Raw genomic sequence first — 20,541 nt, forward strand, 5'->3', positions numbered from 1 at the left:
TGATGCCGGAGACACAGGCGAAGTCGGGGGCCGCGGGGGCCTCAGCGACTCCGGGCGAGGCGGCCAAGAAGGACGCCGCGAACGGGCGCGATGGCGCGGCACGCGCTGCGAACCCCGCCGAAGCCCCGTCCCCGCCGAAGTTCACCCGGGCGCCGGGCATGGCCCCGCCGCCGGGTGAGCCCGCCGACAGTGACGGTTCGTCCGACCCGAAACGGCCCGCCGGCCCGGCCGTGGCCAAGGGCTCGGCGACCGTGCCGATCGTCACCAAGGGCAAGGGCGCCGCGCCTTCCCGGCCCGGTCCGCCCCCGGCGGCGGCACCGCAGCGTCCCGGCGGCCAGCCGGGCAACGTGACCGGCAGCGCGAAGCCGCAGCAGCGCCCCGGCGGCCCCGGCCAGCAGTCCGGCGCCGTCGGCGCGGCCCGGGTCACCGAAGCGGTTCGCTCGGCCCGCTCCACGGTCACCGGGGCGGCCGCCCGCGGCCCCCGGCGCGCCCGGCTGAACCTCAAGCGGATCGACCCCTGGTCCGTGATGAAGTTCTCCTTCGCCGTCTCCGTCGTGCTGTTCATCGTCGTGGTCGTCGCCACCTCGGTGCTCTACCTCGCCCTCGACGCCATGGGCGTCTGGAGTGAGGTCAACAACAGCCTCAAGGAACTGGTGAGCGCCAGCGGCGGCACCGACGCCTCCTCGAGCGGCGGCTTCCGCATCACCGCCTGGGGCGTCATCGGCACGTCGATGCTCATCGGCGCGGTCAACGTCGTCCTGTTCACGGCGCTGGCCACCCTCGGCGCGTTCATCTACAACGTCTGCGCCGACCTCGTCGGCGGCGTTGAGCTGACGCTCGCCGAACGGGACTGAACCTGACGCCGGCGCGGGCCACCCCGTTTTGGTGGCCCGCGACCCGGTGGGGTAACCTTCGGTGTCGCAATCGCGCGGGGCTATAGCTCAGTCGGTTAGAGCGCAGAGCTGATAACTCTGAGGTCGCTGGTTCGATTCCAGCTAGCCCCACGAGCGACGGGGGTCCCCTGTCCGCAGAAAGCGCGGACCTGGGTCGCTCGTCATATCTATTCCGGGGGCCGAGCCCTCGGAAACCCCGCGACCTAGTGGTTGCGGCGGGTGGGGACGTGTGGCTCGCTGCCTAATTGAGGAGTCAGCTGTGCTGAAGAAGCTCCTGATCGTTGCCGCTGTCGCCGGCGTTGCTGCTCTTGTCGTCAAGAAGGTCAAGGCCTCTAGTGACGAGCGGGCGTTGTGGCACGAGGCGACCACTGCGCCTGACCTCCGATAGGCTTTTGTAGTCCGGGGGCCCTAGCTCAACTGGCAGAGCACCGCCTTTGCAAGGCGGGGGTTAGGGGTTCAAGTCCCCTGGGCTCCACGAGAAATTCTTAGATCCCCCTGGCCCATGCGGGACAGGGGGATTCGTCGTATCCGGGCGGGTCTCAGGCTGGGAGGACGACGATCATGGGGGGAATGGGGACTCCGTGGTGGGACTCTGTGGGGAGCTCGGGAGCTGGGAGCCAATCCAGGCCCAGGGGCTCTGGGCCGGTGCCGTTGTCGTGGGGTACGCGGGGCTCGCCGTCGGCGACTGTTACTGCGAAGACTGAGGTCATGCCGGTGGGGTAGGGCATCTCCAGGACGTGGCGGGCGGTGGAAACTACCAGGCCGGTCTCCTCGAAGACCTCTCGGCGTAACGCCTCCTCCAAGGTCTCGCCGGGCTCTACGCCGCCGCCGGGGAGGGTCCACCACTCGCCGCCGCCGGAACGCCGGCTCCGCTCGTGCACCATCAGGACACGGCCGTCGCGGACGATCACGGCGGCTGCCCGTTTTCGTTCTTCCACGAACCGCAGGCTAGCGGGTGGGCGACGATTGTGCTCAATGTTGTGGATAACTTGCGGAGGTATCGGGCAGTAACTGGCACGTCACCGACCGATTTGGACGGTTAAGGGGCCGTGGCGCCCCATCGGGGCAGGTGACGGAGCACCACGGCGGACAAGGGACAGGCGATCAGGCCGCGAAAGCCGCGCGAGTCGCGGGCATGTCGCTGACGCCGTTACGGTGCGTTTTGACGGCCAGCACCTGATTTACCCCAATTTGGGCTCGCTCGAAGGCGAGCGCCGACGCCGCCATGTAGAGGCGCCAGACACGCGCACGTCCGGGGCTGGTCAGGGCCACCGCGGCGGACCAGTCGGACTCCAGATTGGTCACCCAGGCGCGCAGCGTCTTCGCGTAGTGCTCGCGCAGGGCGTGCACGTCGCGCACCTCGAAGCCGGCCTGCTCCAGGATGGTGGTCGTCGTGCCGACCGGGGCCAGCTCGCCGTCCGGGAAGACGTACGCGTCGATGAAGCTGCGCGGCTGGTGCGGCTGCTTCGGCGGCAGGTGCAGGCGGGCGATCTGGTGGTTGAGCAGCCGGCCGCCGGGCTTGAGCTGCCCGTGCAGGATCTCGGCGTACTCCTTGTAGGGACCGGTGCCCACGTGCTCGGCCATGCCGACGCTGGAGATCGCGTCGAACGGGCCGTCGTCGAGGTCGCGGTAGTCCTGGATGCGGATCTCGACCTGGTCGGTGAGGCCGGCCTCGGCAACCGCCTTGCGGGCGTAGTCGGCCTGCTCGCCGGAGAGCGTGATGCCGAGCACCTGCACGCCGTACTCGCGGGCCGCGTGCATGGCCAGACTTCCCCAGCCGCAGCCGACATCGAGCAGCCGCATGCCGGGCTTGAGGTCGAGCTTGCGGCAGATCAGGTCCAGCTTGTCGCGCTGGGCGTCGGCCAGGCCGTAGCCGGGCGCGTCCGAGGTCCAGTAGGCGCAGGAGTAGACCATGCTTTCGCCGAGCACGATGCGATAGAAGTCGTTGCCCACGTCGTAGTGCTGGCTGACCGCCTGCCGGTCGCGGCGCTTGCTGTGTTGCGCGCCGGTGACCTGCATCTCCTCCGGCGGCGGCTTGGGCTGGGTGCCGAGCACGCCGAGGCGTACGAGATCGGCCGCGACCGTGCGGAACGGCAGATCCTTGACGTCGGGCGATCGCCAGACGAGGGCTTCGAGGCGGCCGAGGGCGTCGTAGATGTCGCCCTCGAGGTCGATCTCGCCGGCGACGAACGCCCGGGCCAGGCCCAACTCGTTGGGCTGCCACAGGATGCGGCGCATCGCGCGCTTGTGGCGAATGATCAGGGTCGGTGCGTCGGCCGGGCCCGCGATCGAGCCATCCCAAGCTCTGATCCGGACCGGCATCGGCGTCTGCAGGACCGTCTCGAGGAGGCTGCTGAGCCTGGTCGCGACGGATGAGTGGGGGGTGATGGTCGGCATGGGAACCTCCCGGGGGCGCAGCCAGTCGCGCTGCGAGATCGCATCGGCGCGGCCGGGGTTTGCTGCAGGCTTTTGCCCTGCCAGCAAGGGGTTGAACTGATCCACTATCCGCCCGACGCGGCAATTTTCATAAGGTCCTTTTGTAGCTTTGTGATCGACGACTCACACTGCGCGTAACACTCGCTCGAGCTTTTCCTGGGGCATCTGACGTGCGCGGTCGTGCCGGCTCTCGGCCAGCGCGTCCAGCACGGTCCTACGCTCCACTTCGGACAATATGCCGGTGAACGGCGACGTGCCACGCAATTCGATCGCGTACTCGGCCGAGGAGGTCAACGCGTCCAGGACCGCCTCGGCGCCGCTGTCGATCACGGCCTGCCATCGGTCGAGCCACTCCCAGGAGTGCCCCTCGGGGTGCAGGCGGCGCAGCCGCCGCAGAGTGATCGAGGCGGCCGCCAGCAGCGCCGCCGGGTTCGACACGAACTTGCCGGCGATTGCGCGGTGCAGCCAGAGTTGCTCGAGTTGCTCGCGTGTCAGGGCGGGCTGGATGAGGGCCTCGACGTCGGCCCGGCGCAGGCGCCGATGGGCGCCGACGGTGACATACGGCAACAGGCCGCGCGCGCAGAGATCGACGACCTGCTGCCGCGAAGAGCGGAGCAGGATCGCCGCCTCGCCGATGCTCAGCAACTCGGAAGAACGCATCGCCACGGGTGAATGTTGGACCCGGCCGATCGCGATTGCAACAACCGAACGGCTATTGACTCTTTCAACCGCGAGGGCGGGGGACGACCGTGAACAGGTACGTGTTGGTACGCAGCAGTTCCTGGGTCATGGTCATGCCGGTCAGCCGCTCGGTCAGCGCGAACGCCGCCTCCATCGGCCGGGCCGGGTCGTTGTCGGCGCCGAAACCCACCGATGCGAGCATCGGCGCGAGCTCGGCGGCCCGGCTGCCGGACGCCTTGGCGGGGTTCAGCGGGTCGAAGTCGAGCTCGGTCGTGCCCTTGCGCAGCAGCAGGAAGCGGCCGTGCCCGTCGGCGCCGCGGTGATGAGCCACCACGGTGGTGCCTTTCGAGACCGGGCGCATCAGCTGCTCGTTCACCCCGAGGTCGCCGTTGTCCTCGACGATCAGCGTCCAGTCGTCGACCCGGGTGACGCCGATGAAGTACCGGTCGGGGTAGCCGACCGGCCCGTCGCCGGCGCCGACGAGCTGCGGCCAGGTGATCCGCTCCAGCTCCTTGCCGTGCAGGCGGCCGAGCACCTGCTGCGGGGTGAGCCCCTGCACCCAGGTGAAGCAGAAACCCTTGCTGAAGTCGGGCTCGTGTGCGAACCAGCGGTAGTCGTCGGCGATCGCGGCGCGGGGGGTCGCGGCGGCGGCCGGCGTGCCGGAGCGGCGCGGACTGCAGGCCGCGAGGCTGCCCGCGGCGAGAAGGAGGGCGAGTGATCGACGACGCACGGCGACAGTAGATCAAAGACGCGGCCGCGCCGGGACCCTGTCCTCGGATGCTTCCACGACGTCCGGTTCCGCGGCGACCCGGCCAGCGAGCGCCCGGCGCCGCTGGGTGACGAAATAGGCGCAGCTTCCGGAGTACGCGGCCGCGAGCAACCCGCCCACGATTCGCACCGGAACGGGTCCCGCCTCGAGAATCGTGAGGATCAGGGCGGCCTCGGCCCAGCAGCCCAGCAGGACCGCGTTGATCGTGTCGGCCCGGCCCCAGCCGCCCGGCGTCCACCGCCGCGCCTGCCGGCGGATCTCCACCAGCAGCGAGTGGCTCATGCCGAGGGCGAGCAGCCCGAGCAGGATCGTCGCGAAGATCGAATGCGCGCCGCCGGCGACCGCAGCGACGGCGGTTCCACCGGCCAGCAGCGCAAGACCGCTGACGGTCCCGATGCGTGCGCTGCGACGTTCCTCCACAACCCCTGACAGTCGGCAAGATCCGCCGATGGCTTAGAGATCGGGAGTGATCGGCGACACGTCACGTTCGCGATGTGCCGATCGTCCGGATGGCATGAGTGAGAACACGACAGTGCTGGTGACCGGGGCGAGCGGACGGCTGGGAACGGTGATGGTTCCCCTGTTGGCGGCAGAGGGCTATCGGGTACGGCCGATGAGCCGCCACGCGAAGCCCGGATGGGTGGCCGGCGATCTGCGTACCGGGGAAGGGCTGGCCGAGGCGGTCGAGGGCGTGGACGTGATCGTGCACCTGGCCTCGGCGGCGGGCAAGTCTCAGCAGACCGACGTCCAGGGCACCGAGCGGCTGCTCGCCGTCGCCGCGCCGGCCGGCGTGAAGCACGTCCTGTACGTCTCGATCAACGGCATCGACCGGGTGCCCTACAGCTACTACCGGGCGAAGCTCGACACCGAGAAGATCGTCGAGCGCAGCGGCATCCCGTACACGATCCTGCGGGCCGCCCAGTTCCACGTGTTCGTCGAGATGCTGCTGTCGGCGTCCAGCAGGCTCGGCCCGGTGCTCATCGATCCAAGCTGGCGGCTGCAGCCGGTCGCGGTCGAGGACGTGGCCGACCGGATCGTCGAGCTGATCGCCGCGCCTCCGACCGGCGAGATCATCGAGTACGGCGGACCGGAGGTCCTCACGTTCGACGAGATCGCCCGCTCCTGGCTTGCGGCGCGCCACGCGAAGCGGCCGATCTGGCGGCTGCGGATCCCGGGCGGCATGGCGAAGGCGATCCGATCGGGCGCACAGACCACGACCGCCACGCCGACCGGAACCCGATCGTGGCGCGACTACCTGGCCACCAAGTATTGAGTAAAGATGGCGGGCGTGATGGGAACCCTCAAGCTCGAAGCCGCTCGCTCCCGCTCCGACCTGGTGGCCCCGCCGGTGGCCAAGGCGCTGGCGGTGTGGCCGGAGGACGCGCCGGTCGACGTGGACCAGGTCATGGTCGCGCCGATCGACCCGGACCTGGCCGACACCGCCGCGTTCTGCGAGGCGTACGAGGTGGGCCTGGACGTCTCGGCGAACTGTGTGATCGTGACCGGCTCGCGCGGCGGGGTCACCAAGTACGCGGCGTGCATCGTCCTGGCCACCACCCGCGCCGACGTGAACGGCGTGGTCCGCCGACACCTGGACGTCCGCAAGTGCAGCTTCGCGCCGATGGACGAGGCGGTCCGGCTGACCGGGATGGAGTACGGCGGCATCACCCCGATCGGGCTGCCCGCCGACTGGCCGATCCTGGTCGATGCCCGGGTGGCGGCGACGCCGCACGTGATCGTCGGATCGGGCGTGCGGCACAGCAAGATCGCCATCGCCGGGCCGGCGCTCGGCGCGCTCCCGAACGCCGAGGTGATCGAGGGCCTGGCCCGACAGGTCTAAATCCGTCGATGGCGTTCCACGTGAAACCTCATTGACCGATGTCGACGACGTCGATCGTCTCGCGGCGGGCGATCTCCTCGAGCGCCGCGAGGATCGTGGCCGGCTCCTGGGCGCCCTGGATCGCGTACTTCCCGTCGATCACGAAGGTCGGCACGCTGGTGATGCCGAGCTCGTGGGCCTCGGCCAGGTCGGCGTTCACCGCCTCGGTGCCCGCCGGCGACGCGAGGTACTCGAACGCGGCGCCCCGGTCGAGCCCGATCGAGCCGGCCACCTGGGCGAGCGCCTGGCGGGAGCCGATGTCGATGCCGTCGGTGAAGTGCGCGCGCTGCAGGGCGTCGAGCATGTCGGCCTGGCGATCCTGCCCCGCGGCCCAGGCGATCAGCCGGTGCGCGTCGAAGGTGTTGGCCGCGATCGACCGGTCGAAGTCGAGATGCAGCCCGTCGCCGGCCGCGACCGACGTGACGTGCGCGAACATCTCGTCGGCGCGCTCGTGACCACCGAACTTGGCCGCCAGCGCGTCCTTGGTGCGCATCGGCGCCGGGACCGGCGACGGGTCGAGCTGGTAGGCCCGGTAGGTCACTGTCACCTCGCCCGGGAACTGGGCGATCGCCTTCTCGAGCCGCGTCTTGCCGAGGTAGCACCACGGGCAGACGACATCGGACCAGACCTGGATATCCATGGGCTCTCCCCCGGTCAGAGCTGAGCGGCGATCTGCCGCTTGAGCCGGGCGAGGATCGCCGACCCGCCACGGATGCGCAGCGGGCTGATCGCCTGCCCCAGCCCCATCCGAGCGTAAAGATCATCAGGAACGGCGAGGATCTCGGCCGTCGAGGCGCCCGCGAGACCCTCGGCCAGCACCCCCGCGAAGGCCCGGGTCGTCGGGGCCTCGGGCGGGCAGTCGAACCAGGTGGTCACGGTGTCGTCCGGCTCGACGACCGCCTTGAGGAAGAACTGGGTCTGGCACTCGGGCACCTGCTCCATGCCGTCGTGCCCGGCCAGATCGGCCGGCAGCGGCGGCATCGCGTCGGCGAACTCGATCAGCATCTCGAGAACGACGTCGCGCGGGGCGGACGCGAACTCGCCGACGATCTCGGCCAGCTTCGGGGGCATGTCGGTCACCCCACCAACCTACGCGGAGCTGCTACGCAGGCGCCGACGTCGGGAAGAGGGCCACGTCACTCAGGCTGATGATCCCGACGACCTTGCGGTCGGCGTCGCAGACCAGCAGCCGCCGCACGCCCCGCTCGCGCATCGCCTGCACGGCCTCCTCCACAGTGGCCGACTGCTCCACCATGATCAGCTCACGCGACGTGATCGTGCCGAGAGTGGTCTGCTTGGGTGGCAGATCCGCGGCGATCGCCCGGGTCACGATGTCGCGATCGGTGACCACGCCCACCATGGTCGGCCCGCTGGTCACCACCACGTCGCCGATGCCCTGATCGCGCATCGCCTGCGCGGCCTCGTCAAGCATGGTGCCCTCGGGCAGGTAGACGACACGCCTCGTCATCACCTCGCCGACCGACAGCTTGGCCATGGTGATACCTCCCGTTATGAGACTCCGGTTACCCGAGTGCATCCCTGATTACACGTGTTACGTCCGCCAATGCCACCTCGGATCGCTCGCCGGTACGCCGGTCGCGGAATTCCACGATGCCGTCGGCCAGCCGCCGCCCGACCACCACCGAGCGGGCGACGCCGATCAGCTCGGCGTCGGTGAACTTGACCCCGGCCGAGAGCTGCGGCCGATCGTCGACCAGCACCCGCAGCCCGTCGGCGGCCAGCCGACCGGCGAGCTCGAGAGCGGCCTCCACCTGGCCGTCCTTGCCGGCCGCGACCACGTGCACATCGGCCGGCGCGACCTCGTCCGGCCAGAGCAGGCCGCGGTCGTCGTGGTGCTGCTCGGCGATCGCCGCCACCGCGCGGGAGACGCCGATCCCGTACGAGCCCATCGTCGGGCGCACCGGCTTGCCGTCGACCCCGAGCACGTCGACCTTGAAAGCATCGGTGTACTTGCGGCCGAGCTGGAAGACGTGCCCGATCTCGATGCCACGCTGGATGGTGAGGGTGCCGTCGCACAGCGGGCAGGGATCGCCGGCCCGCACCTCGGCCGCCTCGATCGTGCCGTCCGGGGTGAAGTCGCGGCCGGCCACCACGTTGGTCGCGTGCTTGCCGGCCTCGTTGGCGCCGGTCAGCCAGGCGGTGCCGGGCGCCACCCGCGGGTCGGCCAGGTAGCGCGCCTTGATGCCCTGCGGGCCGATGTAGCCCTTCACCAGGTCGGGGTGGGACTCGAAGTCGTCGAAGAGGGTGGCCATCGCCGGGGCGAGCGCCGCGTCGAGACGCTTCAGGTCGACCTCGCGGTCGCCGGGCACGCCGATGACCAGCAGCTCCTCGTCGCCGCCGGGCTGGCGCACGGTCACCACCACGTTCTTGAGGGTGTCGGCCGCCGTCCAGTCGGTGCGGCCCTCGAGCGCGCGGTCGTTCGCCAGATCGACGAGGGAGTCGATGGTCGGGGTCGCGGGGGTGTCGTGCACGGTGAGCGGGCCGGCCGATGCGGGTGACCCGCGAAAGACGGTGACGACCGCCTCGGTGTTGGCCGCGTAGGTGCACATGGTGCAACTGACGAATGTGTCCTCGCCCACATCGGAGGTGGCCAGGAACTCCTCCGACGCCGAGCCGCCCATGGCACCGGACATCGCGGAGACGATCGTGTGCCGCAGCCCGATCCGGTCGAAGACGCGCTGATAGGAAGCGCGGACCGCGTCGTACATCGACGCGAGCTCGGCGTCGGTGAGGGTGAACGAATACGCGTCCTTCATCAGGAACTCGCGGGTGCGCAGCAGGCCGGCCCGCGGGCGCGCCTCGTCGCGGTATTTCGTCTGCACCTGGAACAGCAGCCGCGGGAAGTCGCGGTAGGAGCTGGTTATGTCCTGCACGAGCAGGGTGAACATCTCTTCGTGGGTGGGGGCGAGGAGGTATTCCCCGCCGCGCCGGTCGTGCAGCGTGAAGATGTCGTCGCCGTACTCGGTCCAGCGGTTGCTGACGTCGTAGGGCTCGCGCGGCAGCAGCGCCGGGAACGCGACCTCCTGCCCGCCGATCGCGGTCATCTCGTCGCGGACCACGGCGGTCACCCGGTCGAGGACGAGCTTGCCGAGCGGGAGCCAGGTGTAGCCACCCGGGGCGGCGCGACGGATGAATCCGGCGCGCAGCAGCAGCCGATGACTCGGCACCTCCGCGTCCGCCGGCTCCTCACGCAAGGTCTTGAGCAGCAAGGTGGACATTCTCAACAGCATGCCGAGCAGCGTATTGAGGGGGTACGACACAGGCCACCGGTTAACGGGTGTGTCGCCATCGTCACGCTGCGCTGGTCCTCGGTAAGGAGTAAAGCTAACTGTCATCTACAGCTGAAGCGACGTTAAAGGGGGCAGGCGATGGCCTGGCGCAGCTTCGTGGCGATGGGGGACAGCTTCACCGAGGGCTTGGACGACCGGTATCCCGATGGCACCTTCCGCGGCTGGGCCGACCTGGTCGCGGCCCGGCTCGCGGTCGACTACGGCCCCGACTTCGGCTACGCGAACCTGGCGATCCGCGGCCGCCTGCTCAACCAGATCATCGACGACCAGCTCGAGCCGACCCTGGCGATGAGCCCGGGGCTGGTCAGCTTCGCCGGCGGCGGCAACGACGTGCTGCGCCCGAGGGTCGATCCGCACGCGTTGGTGGCCCGGATGGAACCGATGGTCGCCGAGCTGCGGCAGAAGGGGGCCGACGTGATCCTCTTCCGGTTCGCCGACGTCACCGCCCACCTGCCCGGTCAGCGGATCATGAGCCCGCGGGCGGCCGTGCTCAACGACGGCGCCACGATGCTCGGCGAGAAGTACGGCGCGTACGTGATCGACCTGTTCGGCGACGACAAGTTCCACCACCCGCACATGTGGGCGCCCGATCGCCTGCACCTGTCCGCGGCCGGCCACCGGCGGGTCGCCGCGCACGTGCTGAGCGCGCTCGGCGTCGGCGTCGACGACGAGTGGATGCTGGTGCCGCCGACCCCCGAGCCGACCCCGTGGCTGCTGGCCCGCGGCGCCGACCTGCGCTGGGCCCGCGAGCACCTGGTGCCCTGGATGGGCCGGCATCTGCGCGGCCACTCGAGTGGCGACATGATCACAGCCAAGCGTCCCGCGTTGGCCCCTATAGAGCGAGCACTCAGGGGCTAGCGTGAACAGCATGTCCGTTGCGAGCGATCCGGCGCCTTCCCTACAGGCGTACGCGCACCCCGACAAACTGGTCACCACCGAGTGGCTGGCCGCCAACCTCGACACGCCCGGCCTCGTGGTCGTGGAGTCGGACGAGGACGTGCTGCTCTACGACACCGGGCACATCCCGGGCGCGGTCAAGGTCGACTGGCACCTCGAGCTCAACGACCAGGTCACGCGCGACTACCTCGACCCCGCCGCGTTCGCAGCCATGTGCGAGGCCAAGGGCATCGGGCGGGACGACACGATCGTCTTCTACGGCGACAACTTCAACTGGTGGGCCGCGTACGCGCTCTGGGTCTTCAGCCTTTTCGGCCACCGCGACGTCCGCCTGCTCGACGGCGGCCGGCAGAAGTGGGTGGCCGAAGGCCGCCCGCTGACCCGGGAGAAGACCGAGCGCGCCAAGGCGGACTACCCGGTGCCGGTGCGCAACGACGCCGAGATCCGCGCGTTCCGCGACCAGGTCATGGGCCACATCGCGAGCGGCCGGCCGCTGGTCGACGTGCGCTCGCCGCAGGAGTACACGGGCGAGCTCACGCACATGGCGGCCTACCCGCAGGAGGGCGCGCTACGCGGCGGGCACATCCCGGGGGCGCTGAGCAAGCCGTGGAAGTCGGCGGCCAACGAGGACGGCTCGTTCAAGCCGGCCGACGAGCTCACCAAGATCTACCACGACGAGCTGGGTCTCGAGTCGGCCGACGACATCATCGCCTACTGCCGGATCGGCGAGCGGTCCAGCCACACCTGGTTCGTGCTGCACCACCTGCTCGGATTCCCGCAGGTCCGCAACTACGACGGCTCCTGGACGGAGTGGGGCAACCTGGTGCGGGCGCCGATCGCGAAGGGTCCCGAGCCGGGCGGCATGCACTAAAGATCGGGAACGGGCGAGAAACTGTCGGAAGCAACCGGTAGCTTTCTCGCCCGTGAGCAACACGTTCCAGGTCGATCTGCGGGGCATCGTCGATCTGCTGAGTCACCACCTCTACGCGAGCCCACGCGTGTACGTCCGTGAGCTGCTGCAGAACGCGGTGGACGCGATCACCGCGACCGACTCGCCCGCGTCCGGAAGCGTCCGCATCACGACCAGCGAAGACGAGCTGCGGATCACCGACAACGGGATCGGGCTCACCCAGGCTCAGGTGCACGAGTTGCTGGCGACGATCGGCCGCAGCTCGAAACGCGACGAGCTGGGCTTCGCCCGCCACGAGTTCCTCGGCCAGTTCGGCATCGGCCTGCTCTCCTGCTTCCTGGTGGCCGACGAGATCCGCGTGCACACCCGGCGGGCCGGCGCCGAGCCGGTGCTCTGGATCGGGTATTCCGACGGCCGCTACGAGGTCCGCCCCGGCGAGGAGCGCGAGCCGGGGACCACGGTCACCCTGCTGCCGCGCCGCGGCGCCGAGCATTTGCTTTCGGGTACGACCGTGCGCGAGCTCGCCGAGTTGTACGGGTCGCTGTTGCCGGTGACGGTCGAGGTGGACGGCGAGCGGGTCACCGCCGACGCGGTTCCGTGGGAGTCGGGTCGCGCGGCGCTCTTCGCGTACGCGGAGAAGGTCTTTGGATTTGTGCCCTTCGACATCATCGAGCTCGACGTGCCACAGGCCGGCCTGAAGGGCGCCGCGTTCGTGCTGCCCACGCCGGTCAACCCCGCGACGCGCGGCGGTCACCGGGTCTATCTCAAGCGCATGCTGCTGGCCGAGAGCGTCGAGGGCCTGCTGCCCGAGTGGGCGTTCTTCGCCCGCTGCGTCGTGGACAGCACCGAGCTGCGGCCGACCGCGAGCCGCGAGGCGCTCTACGACGACGGCCTGCTCGGCGAGACCCGCGACGCGATCGCCGACCAGCTGCGCGGCTGGCTGGTGCGGCTGGCCACCACCGATCCGCGCAAGCTCGCTCGCTTCCTCACCGTGCATCACCTCGGGGTCAAGGCGCTCGCCCTGCACGACGACGAGATGCTGAGCATCGTCGATCAGTGGTACCCGATGGAGACCAACATGGGTCAGGTCACGCTGGCGGAGTTCCGCGAGCGGCACGGCCTGATCCGGTACGCGGCGACTCCCGACGAGTTCCGGCAGCTCGCCGCCGTCGCCGCCGCGCAGGACGTCGGCCTGGTCAACGGCGGGTACGTCTACGACACCGAGATCATCGAGCGACTGGCCACAGTGGATCCCGAGATCCGCGCCGAGCGGCTCGAGCCGTCCGACCTGGCCACCCGCTTCACCGGCCTGGACGCCGAGGCTGAGTTGCGGCTGCGCCCGTTCCTGGCGGCCGTGCAGCGCCGCCTCGACCGGCTCGGCTGCGAGGTGGTGATCCGGGCGTACGAGCCGGCCACCCTCCCGGCGCTGTACCTGGTCAGCCGGGCCGCCGCGTTCCACGACGAGCTCACCGCCGGCCGCGACCGTGCCGACGACATCTGGGGCGGCGTGCTCGACGCGCTCGCCACCACCGCGCCGCCCGACCGCCCGCAGCTGGTGCTCAACGCCCGCAACCCGCTGGTCCGCCGGATCACCGCGATCGGCGACCCCGAGCTGGCGGGCCTCGCGGTCGAGTCGCTCTACGGCCAGGCGTTGATGCTCGGCCACCACCCGATCCGACCGGCCGACGCGGCGCTGCTGACCTCGTCGATGCTGGGCCTGCTCGACCGCGCCGTCCCCGGGAGTGAGCGATGAAGTCGCCCGACGAGCTGTGGGACCTACTGCGCCAGTCGGGCGACCTGCCCTACGGCGCCGCGAAGATCGCGCTGATCGAGGAGGTGCTGCGGCACGTCGAGGCGGTCGGCGATCCCGATCTGGCCTTCACCACCCGCATCCTGGCGACCTCGGCATACATCTACGGCGGCGAGCCGGTCAAGGCGTTCCCCACCTTCGCCTGGTGCGTCGCCGATTTCGACAAGAATCCCGCCCCGCACCACCAGCGCTGGGCACGCACCCTGCTGTGGGACTTCAAGGCCATGGTGTCCGGCCTGACCCGCTTCCCCGAGGTGCCGTTGGACCGCACCTACACGGTGCTCGAGGACATGGAGCGCCGTTACCGCGAGGGCGGCCACAGCCTCCAGGCCGTCCACAAGCGGCGTCACCTGGTGGCCCGCCACCTCGGCGACGCCGCGCAGGAGGATGAGTGGTTCGAGCGGTGGCAGGCGACGCCGCGCGACGACCTGTCGGACTGCGCCGGCTGCGACCCGACGACGGTATTGGTCTACCTCAACCGCCGCGGCCGGTACGAGGACGCGGTGGCGCTGGCCGAGCCGGTGCTGGCCGGCGAGCTGTCCTGCAACGAGCAGCCGCAGAGCATCCTCAGCGAGCTGATGGAGCCGTACGTGATGACCGGGCGGCTCGAGGAGGCGGTCGACGCGCACCGCCGGGCGTACCGGGCGCATCGGACCAGGCTGGCCGATCTCGGAGACATCGGATGGCACGCGGTCTTCTGCGCGCGTACCGGCAACGAGCACCGGGGCTTCGAGATCCTGCAGCGTCACATCGACTGGCTCGACAAGGCGCCCTCGCCGTACACGGCGATGAGCTTCGCGACCAACGGGGCGTACGTGTTGCGCCGGATCACCGCGCTGGGCCACGGCGACCTGATGGTGCGCCGCAAGGACCGCGAGGACATCGCGGCCGCCGAGCTCGCCGACGAGCTGGCCGCGATGGCGACCGGGATCGCGGAGCGGTTCGACGCCCGCAACGGCACCGGCGCACAGGGCGCCTGGGTCGCCGAGCAGCTGGTCGCCGAGCCGTTCGGGGTCGATCTGGTCCTTGACCCGGCAGCCCGGCAGACCCGCACCGCTCCGATCGTCACGCCCGTCGAGCCGGCGCCCGAGATCCCCGGGCAGCTCGGCGCCAAGGAGCTGCTCGACCTGGCCGACGAGCACAGTCGCGCCGAGCGGCAAACGGCTCTCGCCGCCGCGCTGGACGCGCTCGACGCCCGCTTCTCCACTCTGGACGATCCGCTGCTCAGGGCTCGGCGCGCCGAGCTGAACGCGATCCGGGTGCGGCCTGGCGACCGCGACCGGGCGCTGGAGCTGTGGAGCGAGGCGGCCGGCCTGTATGCCGCCGCGGGCGCCGACGGCGACGCCTCGGAAATGCGCGCGATCGTGGCGCTCGAGCAGGTGTTCACCGGTGCGGCCGACGATGCGCCACTTCGGGCCGATGTCGCTTGGCAGGAGGAGCACGGCGGCCCGCGCGAGCGCGCCCTGGCCTGGGCGCGGATGTCGGTGCTGCACCAGGTGCGTCAGGAGTTCGCCGAGGCCGGCGAGGCCGGCGACCGTGCCGACTCCTACGCCGAGCAGACCGGTGATCCTCGGCTGATCGCGAGGCACGCGTTGCTGCGGGCCCGCAATCGCGCCGCCGCCAACCGGGGAAAAGAGGCGCTCGCGGCGGCCCGGGCGGCCTACGAGTTCTTCCGCGAGCACGGTCCGGCGCGCCGGCTGGCCGAGGCGGCCACAATCCTGGGCGGCGTGACCGAGGAACCGGCCGAGCAGGCCGAGCTGTTCGGCGTCGCGATCGGCACCGGCGACCCGGCGAACGCGCTGCTCGCCCGGATGGGCCGCGGGGAGGCGCTGCGGCGGCTGGAGCGACCCGGCGAGGCGGTCGTCGACCTGGCCGAGGCCGTCGCGCTCTGCGCCGAGCACGAGGTCGAGGACGGCGGCGCGTTCGCCCGATTCAAGCTGGCCGAGGCGTACGCGCAGGCCGATCGCCCGGTCGAGGCGGCTGAGGTGGCCGAGGAGGCCGTGCTGCTCTTCGACCGGGCCGGCAACGATCATTTCGGGTCCAACACCCGGTATCTGCTGGCCCAGCAGTATCAGGTGCTCGGCGACACCGACGCCGCCCTGGCCCGCTACCGCGAGCTGATCGAGCGGCTCGCCGACAACCCGTGGGGCCGCGCCCAGATGGGCGAGGAGGCCGGCGGCCTGCTGTTCGACCTCGACCGGGACGCCGACGCGGCCGAGGCGTTCGGCGCCGCGGCGAGCACGCTGCACGAGGTCGGTGACCTGGTCGCCGAGCTGCGCCTGCTGCGCCGCCGGGTAGCGGCGCTGCACTTCGCCGACGACCCGGGCGCCGCCGAGGAGACGGTCGAGCTGGCCGGGCGGCGGTGGGCCGAGCTTCCCGCCGACAAAGCCGCCGAGCCGGAGGCGATCTGGCACCACGGCATGACAATGTGGGAGGCGGGCCGGGTGCTGATGTCCCGTGGCCGGTGGGCCGACGCATTGCCGTACGTGCGGGGCGCCGCGGAGCCGCTGCGGGCGATCGGCGCGACCGACGACGCCGACCATCTCGGCGGGATGTACGCCGAGGCGCTGCTGCGCACGGGCCGGGCGGCCGAGGCCGAGAAGGTGCTGGGACCGCTGCTCGAGGGGATGGCGCCGGACGCTCCGGGACGCGAGGTCGCCGAGACGGTGTGGGCGGAGATTCGGCAGGCGCTTGGCAAATCCTGAACGCCCGTTAAGGCTCCGGCTTGACAGCGGGTTAAAGTTGCCCTGTGACTACGGTTGATCAGCAGCAGCGACCGGGGCCGCCCGCGCCCCGGCGGCGGTCGCGGCGCGACGAGATCCTCGAGATCGCCATGGGCCTGTTCGCGGCGCGCGGCTATCACGGCGTCTCGATGGACGACATCGGCTCGGCCGCGGGGGTCACCGGCCCAGCCCTCTACCACCACTTCCGCGGCAAGGAAGCGATGCTGGTGGCCGCGCTGATCCCGGTCAGCGAAAATCTCCTGCACGGCGGCAAGGCCCGGGTCGCCGAGCATCCCGACGACGCCGGGGCCGCGCTGGCCGATCTGATCGACTTCCATGTCGAGTTCGCGTTGGCCAACCCGGCCGTGATCGCCCTGCACCTGCACGAGCTCGACCGCCTGCCGGACGAGCCTCGCCGGCAGATCCGCCGCCTCCAGCGTCTCTACGTCGAGGAATGGGTCGCGGTCCTCGGCACGTTGCGGCCCGAGCTCGAGCCGGCCGAGGCGCGGGTGCTGGCCCACTCGGCGTTCGGCCTGATGAACTCGACGCCGTTCCTGGGCGGCGAGGTCGACCGCCGCCGTCGGGCCGCCCTGCTGCGCGATGCCACGATGCACGCCCTCACCGGCCACTGAATTCCCTTCAGCACAGAGCAGAAGTCTGGCCACAAGCCGGGCAAAGCCGTCTTTTCGGCCAGGGTTACCGCCCACGGCCGGTGAAAGGGTTTCCATGATCGAGTCATTGCTGATCGCCAATCGGGGCGAGATCGCCCGCCGTGTGATCAAGACCGCCAAACGGCTGGGTGTGCGCACCATCGCCGTCTACTCGGAGGCGGACACCGGTATGCCGTTCGTCACCGAGGCGGACGAGGCGGTGTGCATCGGCGCGCCGCAGAGCTACCGCAACGCAGACGCGATCCTGGCCGCCGCGAAGTCGACCGGCGCCCAGGCCATCCACCCCGGCTACGGCTTCCTCAGCGAGAACGCCGATTTCGCCCGCGCGGTCGAGGCGCACGGACTGATCTGGGTCGGGCCGCCGGCCGGCGCGATCGCTGCGATGGGCGACAAGATCAACGCCCGCAACCTGATGGCCGAGGCCGGCGTGCCGGTCGCGCCGGGCACGCACGATCCGGCCGCCACCGTCGAGGAAGCGATCGAGGCCGCCACCACGATCGGGTATCCGGTGATGGTCAAGGCCGCGGCCGGTGGCGGCGGCATGGGCATGGCAGTGGCCGCCGACGAGAACGGCCTGCGCGCCGAGTACGACAAGGTCCGCGCGTTCGCCGAGCGGATGTTCGGCGACGGCTCGGTGCTGATCGAGCGCTACTTCCCCCGGGTGCGCCACGTCGAGGTGCAGATCCTCGGCCTCGCCGACGGCCGGGTGGTCGCGCTGAGCGAGCGCGAGTGCTCGGTGCAGCGGCGCAACCAGAAGCTCCTGGAGGAGGCGCCGTCCCCCGCGGTCGACGCCTCGAAGCGGGCGGCGCTCCTGGCCGCCGCGGTGAAGGCCGGCGAGGCGGTCGGCTACCGCAACGCGGGCACGGTCGAGTGCCTGCTCGACCCGGCGACCGGCGAGTTCTTCTTCCTGGAGATGAACACGCGCCTGCAGGTCGAGCACCCGATCACCGAGCTGATCCACGGCCTCGACCTGGTCGAGGAGCAGCTGCGCATAGCCTCCGGCCTCGCACCGACATTTCACGAAATAAAGACAAAGGGCCACGCGATCGAGCTGCGGATCAACGCCGAGGACCCCAAGCGATTTCTCCCCGGCCCCGGCAAGGTGGCGACCTGGGTCGAGCCGACTGGCGAGGGCGTACGCGTCGACTCCGGTTATGCCGAGGGGACCACGGTCACCCCGCACTACGACTCGCTGATGGCAAAACTGATCGTCTTCGGCGCCGACCGGGCGGACGCGATCGCCAAGGCGCGCGCCGCCGTGGCCGGTTTCGCGATCGCCGGCCCCAAGAACAACCTGCCCTTCTTTGCCGAGCTGCTGGAGAACGAGGAGTTCCTCTCCGGCGACTACGACACCGGCATCGTTTCCCGGATGAGGTGAGCGGCATGACGTCGATAAGCATTCGTGAGGTGGCGCCGCGGGACGGCCTGCAGAACGAGGAGCCGATCCCGACCGAGTCCAAGGTGCGCCTGATCGACGCGCTGAGCGAGACGGGCGTCCGGCGGATCGAGGCGGTTTCCTTCGTCCATCCGAAGGCGATCCCGCAGATGGCCGACGCCGACGCGGTATGGGCAGCCATTCAGAAAAATCCGGACGTACGGTATTCGTCGCTTATTCCGAACACTCGCGGCGCGCAGCGGGCGATCGCGGCGGGATTCCGCGAGATCGAGGTCGTGGTCTCGGCCAGCGACACGCACAACCGCCGCAACCTCAACCGGTCCACTGAGGAGTCGGTCGAGGACATCGCGGGGCTGATCCCCCTGGTCCATGACGCCGGCGCCACCCTCGAGGTGATCGTGGCGACCAGCTTCGGTTGCCCGTTCGAGGGTGACATCGACCCCGACCGGGTGGCCGGCATCGTGGCTCGCGTCCGCGCCGAGGGCGCGGACCGCATCGCCTTCGGCGACACGACCGGCATGGCGACTCCCCGCCGGGTGCGAGATCTTCTTTCGGCCGTACGGCCCGATCTGCTGCACTTCCACAACACGAGGGGTACGGGCCTGGCGAACATCCTGACCGCGCTCGACCTCGGGGTGACCGAGTTCGACGCGAGCGTCGGCGGGATCGGTGGCTGCCCGTACGCGCCGGGCGCCTCCGGCAACGTGGCGACCGAGGAGGTCGTCCACATGCTGCACGACATGGGCATCGACACCGGAATCGACCTGGACCGCCTGATCGAAACCGCCGAGATGGCCGAAAAACTGCTCGGCCGCACCCTCCCGTCGGGCGTCCTGCGCGCGGGACCGCGTACGAGATTGGTGTGATTTCTCCCGCATCGCGGCGCGATCATTTTTCCCATTTGTCCGCGTGACCCTCGCTCGGCCGCTTCGTTACCAATAACGAGTGGCCGATGTCGCTCGAAAGTCGACGAGGGGCGGGACCGATGACGGGGATGGGAGTCGAGCGCATCGCGCGCGCGGCGTACCTGCCGTCCGTGTCCCCCGCCGCAGCGCCCGCGCCCTTGCCACCTCACATCCAGGGGGTGGAGCGGCGCCGGAGCCGGTGGGGTCTGCGCCTGCTCGTCGTCGGTGGCCTGGCCGGTGCGGCCTGGCTGCTCACCGGCGCTGCCGCGAACGCCGCGGACCGAACCGGCGAGCCCGACGGCTCGTTGCTCGGCACGGTTGTCGGCGGCGACGCCACCGCGCCGGTCACCGGACTCCTGACGGCGGCCGTCCAGCCGCCGGAGGCCGTCCCGGCCCACAGGCACCACGTGGTGGCCGACATCCTCGACGTTCCACGGCGGGTGCTCACCCATCCCGTGGAAGCCGTCAGCGAGGTCACCCACGGTCACACCGGGACCACAGTGGACACCACCGTCGGTGGGGTCGCCACGGTCCTGCGAGAGGTTGCCGGGCCACTCCGCCTCACCGGCGGACCGGACCTCGCACCGCAGCGGGTCATCGCCACGGTGACCGACACCGTTGTCGCCGTTCCGGACGCTCATCTGGTTGATGAACGGCCTCAGCAGCCGGCGGTTTCGCCGCTGCCGGCCGAAACCGGGATCCCGGAAACGCCGGCGGCGGTCGACGCAGCGCCGATGGCGCCCGCGCAAGTCAGCAAGGCCATGCCGGCTCCGGCCGCCGTCGCGGTACGCGCCGGCGCCGTGATCCGGCACACCAAGGCCGCCTCGCACCACCTCGCCCACCGGCATCGTGCCGCCCATCCGGCGGTGACCGAACGGGCGACGGCCGGCGAGACGTGGCCGGCTGGTGACGGACCGGACGGAGACGGACCGGCCGCACCACTGCAACTGCACCTCGGAGACGTCAGCGGCACCCCGACCACCGGGTCGGGGACACGGACGGAAGGTGGCTCCGCGGCCTTCCTGCCGGCCGCGATCGTGAGCAGCGCGATGGCCTGCCATCCGCTGCCGATCGTGTCCGACGTCGAGGTCCGGCGTCACGACGCCGAGGCACCGACCGTCTCACCTGACTGAGTGATGGCGTCCGGCGGTCCGCCCGACCGCCGGCAACCGGCCGGCACCGGCTTCGGTGTCCGCGTTCCGGCTCGATTCCCCAACCGCTTGCGAACAAGCGGCGAATCGCACGACGCCTGAATCACAC

At 70.5% G+C, this 20,541-nt stretch carries 21 protein-coding genes and 2 tRNA genes; 14 read left to right on the forward strand and 9 right to left on the reverse strand.

Annotated features, from left to right (window positions below):
* Positions 1-2 precede the first annotated feature (2 nt).
* The 4 genes from ACQPZX_RS00045 (at position 3) to ACQPZX_RS00060 (ending at position 1,368) form a co-directional block, all read left to right on the forward strand.
* Positions 3-854 (forward strand): DUF3566 domain-containing protein, encoded by an 852-nt coding sequence (locus ACQPZX_RS00045; protein ID WP_433372572.1) that lies wholly within the window; start codon positions 3-5, stop codon positions 852-854.
* A 76-nt stretch (positions 855-930) separates the two neighbouring features.
* Positions 931-1,004: transfer RNA gene (locus tag ACQPZX_RS00050), tRNA-Ile, on the forward strand.
* 148 nt (positions 1,005-1,152) lie between these two features.
* Complete coding sequence (locus ACQPZX_RS00055; RefSeq protein ID WP_433372574.1) at positions 1,153-1,281, forward strand: DLW-39 family protein; 129 nt, start codon at positions 1,153-1,155, stop codon at positions 1,279-1,281.
* A gap of 14 nt (positions 1,282-1,295) precedes the next feature.
* Positions 1,296-1,368 (forward strand) — tRNA-Ala (locus tag ACQPZX_RS00060).
* A gap of 64 nt (positions 1,369-1,432) precedes the next feature.
* Here the strand turns inward: ACQPZX_RS00060 and ACQPZX_RS00065 are convergent.
* From ACQPZX_RS00065 to ACQPZX_RS00085, 5 genes are all read right to left on the reverse strand, one after another.
* Complete coding sequence (locus tag ACQPZX_RS00065; protein WP_433372577.1) at positions 1,433-1,831, reverse strand: NUDIX domain-containing protein; 399 nt, start codon at positions 1,829-1,831, stop codon at positions 1,433-1,435.
* 166 nt (positions 1,832-1,997) lie between these two features.
* On the reverse strand, positions 1,998-3,290 hold the full coding sequence (locus ACQPZX_RS00070) for a class I SAM-dependent methyltransferase (protein WP_433372580.1): 1,293 nt from the start codon (positions 3,288-3,290) through the stop codon (positions 1,998-2,000).
* Positions 3,291-3,452: 162 nt separating this feature from the next.
* Entirely contained in the window at positions 3,453-3,989 is a 537-nt protein-coding gene (locus ACQPZX_RS00075; RefSeq protein WP_433386027.1) for a helix-turn-helix domain-containing protein, read from the reverse strand.
* 64 nt (positions 3,990-4,053) lie between these two features.
* A complete protein-coding gene (locus ACQPZX_RS00080; protein WP_433372583.1) occupies positions 4,054-4,740 on the reverse strand; it encodes a DUF6461 domain-containing protein in 687 nt (228 codons plus the stop codon).
* A gap of 12 nt (positions 4,741-4,752) precedes the next feature.
* Positions 4,753-5,199 carry a hypothetical protein gene (locus ACQPZX_RS00085; protein WP_433372585.1) on the reverse strand — a complete coding sequence of 149 codons (447 nt, stop codon included), beginning with the start codon at positions 5,197-5,199 and terminating at the stop codon, positions 4,753-4,755.
* A gap of 94 nt (positions 5,200-5,293) precedes the next feature.
* Here ACQPZX_RS00085 and ACQPZX_RS00090 point away from each other — a divergent pair, with 94 nt between their 5' ends.
* Positions 5,294-6,052 carry an SDR family oxidoreductase gene (locus tag ACQPZX_RS00090; protein WP_433372588.1) on the forward strand — a complete coding sequence of 253 codons (759 nt, stop codon included), beginning with the start codon at positions 5,294-5,296 and terminating at the stop codon, positions 6,050-6,052.
* 18 nt (positions 6,053-6,070) lie between these two features.
* On the forward strand, positions 6,071-6,619 hold the full coding sequence (locus ACQPZX_RS00095) for a YbaK/EbsC family protein (RefSeq protein WP_433386030.1): 549 nt from the start codon (positions 6,071-6,073) through the stop codon (positions 6,617-6,619).
* A gap of 28 nt (positions 6,620-6,647) precedes the next feature.
* Here the strand turns inward: ACQPZX_RS00095 and ACQPZX_RS00100 are convergent, their stop codons facing one another.
* Genes ACQPZX_RS00100 through ACQPZX_RS00115 form a run of 4 tightly spaced genes read right to left on the reverse strand, consistent with a single transcriptional unit; the run spans position 6,648 to position 9,909 of the window.
* The gene (locus tag ACQPZX_RS00100; RefSeq protein ID WP_433372591.1) at positions 6,648-7,298 is read right to left on the reverse strand and encodes a DsbA family oxidoreductase; all 651 of its coding nucleotides are present in this window, start codon (positions 7,296-7,298) and stop codon (positions 6,648-6,650) included.
* A gap of 14 nt (positions 7,299-7,312) precedes the next feature.
* A complete protein-coding gene (locus ACQPZX_RS00105; RefSeq protein ID WP_433372594.1) occupies positions 7,313-7,738 on the reverse strand; it encodes a SufE family protein in 426 nt (141 codons plus the stop codon).
* A 22-nt stretch (positions 7,739-7,760) separates the two neighbouring features.
* Complete coding sequence (locus ACQPZX_RS00110; protein ID WP_433372597.1) at positions 7,761-8,153, reverse strand: CBS domain-containing protein; 393 nt, start codon at positions 8,151-8,153, stop codon at positions 7,761-7,763.
* Between the two features lie 28 nt (positions 8,154-8,181).
* Positions 8,182-9,909 carry a proline--tRNA ligase gene (locus ACQPZX_RS00115; RefSeq protein WP_433372600.1) on the reverse strand — a complete coding sequence of 576 codons (1,728 nt, stop codon included), beginning with the start codon at positions 9,907-9,909 and terminating at the stop codon, positions 8,182-8,184.
* A 138-nt stretch (positions 9,910-10,047) separates the two neighbouring features.
* On the opposite strand from ACQPZX_RS00115, the gene ACQPZX_RS00120 reads away from it, so the two are divergent.
* The 8 genes from ACQPZX_RS00120 to ACQPZX_RS00155 all read left to right on the forward strand — a co-directional run bounded on the left by ACQPZX_RS00120 (position 10,048) and on the right by ACQPZX_RS00155 (position 20,414).
* Positions 10,048-10,827, forward strand: coding sequence for an SGNH/GDSL hydrolase family protein (locus ACQPZX_RS00120; protein ID WP_433372603.1), 780 nt, complete (start codon positions 10,048-10,050; stop codon positions 10,825-10,827).
* A 10-nt stretch (positions 10,828-10,837) separates the two neighbouring features.
* Positions 10,838-11,737 carry a sulfurtransferase gene (locus ACQPZX_RS00125; protein WP_433372606.1) on the forward strand — a complete coding sequence of 300 codons (900 nt, stop codon included), beginning with the start codon at positions 10,838-10,840 and terminating at the stop codon, positions 11,735-11,737.
* Between the two features lie 52 nt (positions 11,738-11,789).
* A complete protein-coding gene (locus tag ACQPZX_RS00130; protein WP_433372609.1) occupies positions 11,790-13,529 on the forward strand; it encodes an HSP90 family protein in 1,740 nt (579 codons plus the stop codon).
* The gene (locus ACQPZX_RS00135; protein ID WP_433372612.1) at positions 13,526-16,291 is read left to right on the forward strand and encodes a tetratricopeptide repeat protein; all 2,766 of its coding nucleotides are present in this window, start codon (positions 13,526-13,528) and stop codon (positions 16,289-16,291) included. The genes ACQPZX_RS00130 and ACQPZX_RS00135 overlap by 4 nt, the downstream gene beginning before the upstream one ends.
* A gap of 128 nt (positions 16,292-16,419) precedes the next feature.
* Entirely contained in the window at positions 16,420-16,941 is a 522-nt protein-coding gene (locus ACQPZX_RS00140; protein ID WP_433386032.1) for a TetR/AcrR family transcriptional regulator, read from the forward strand.
* Positions 16,942-17,035: 94 nt separating this feature from the next.
* A complete protein-coding gene (locus ACQPZX_RS00145; RefSeq protein WP_433372615.1) occupies positions 17,036-18,358 on the forward strand; it encodes an acetyl-CoA carboxylase biotin carboxylase subunit in 1,323 nt (440 codons plus the stop codon).
* 5 nt (positions 18,359-18,363) lie between these two features.
* A complete protein-coding gene (locus ACQPZX_RS00150) occupies positions 18,364-19,242 on the forward strand; it encodes a hydroxymethylglutaryl-CoA lyase (RefSeq protein WP_433372618.1) in 879 nt (292 codons plus the stop codon).
* 119 nt (positions 19,243-19,361) lie between these two features.
* Complete coding sequence (locus tag ACQPZX_RS00155; protein WP_433372621.1) at positions 19,362-20,414, forward strand: hypothetical protein; 1,053 nt, start codon at positions 19,362-19,364, stop codon at positions 20,412-20,414.
* Positions 20,415-20,541 lie beyond the last annotated feature (127 nt).

The sequence above is a fragment of the Actinoplanes sp. CA-142083 genome (assembly GCF_050942195.1).
In the GTDB taxonomy this organism is placed as follows: domain Bacteria; phylum Actinomycetota; class Actinomycetes; order Mycobacteriales; family Micromonosporaceae; genus Actinoplanes.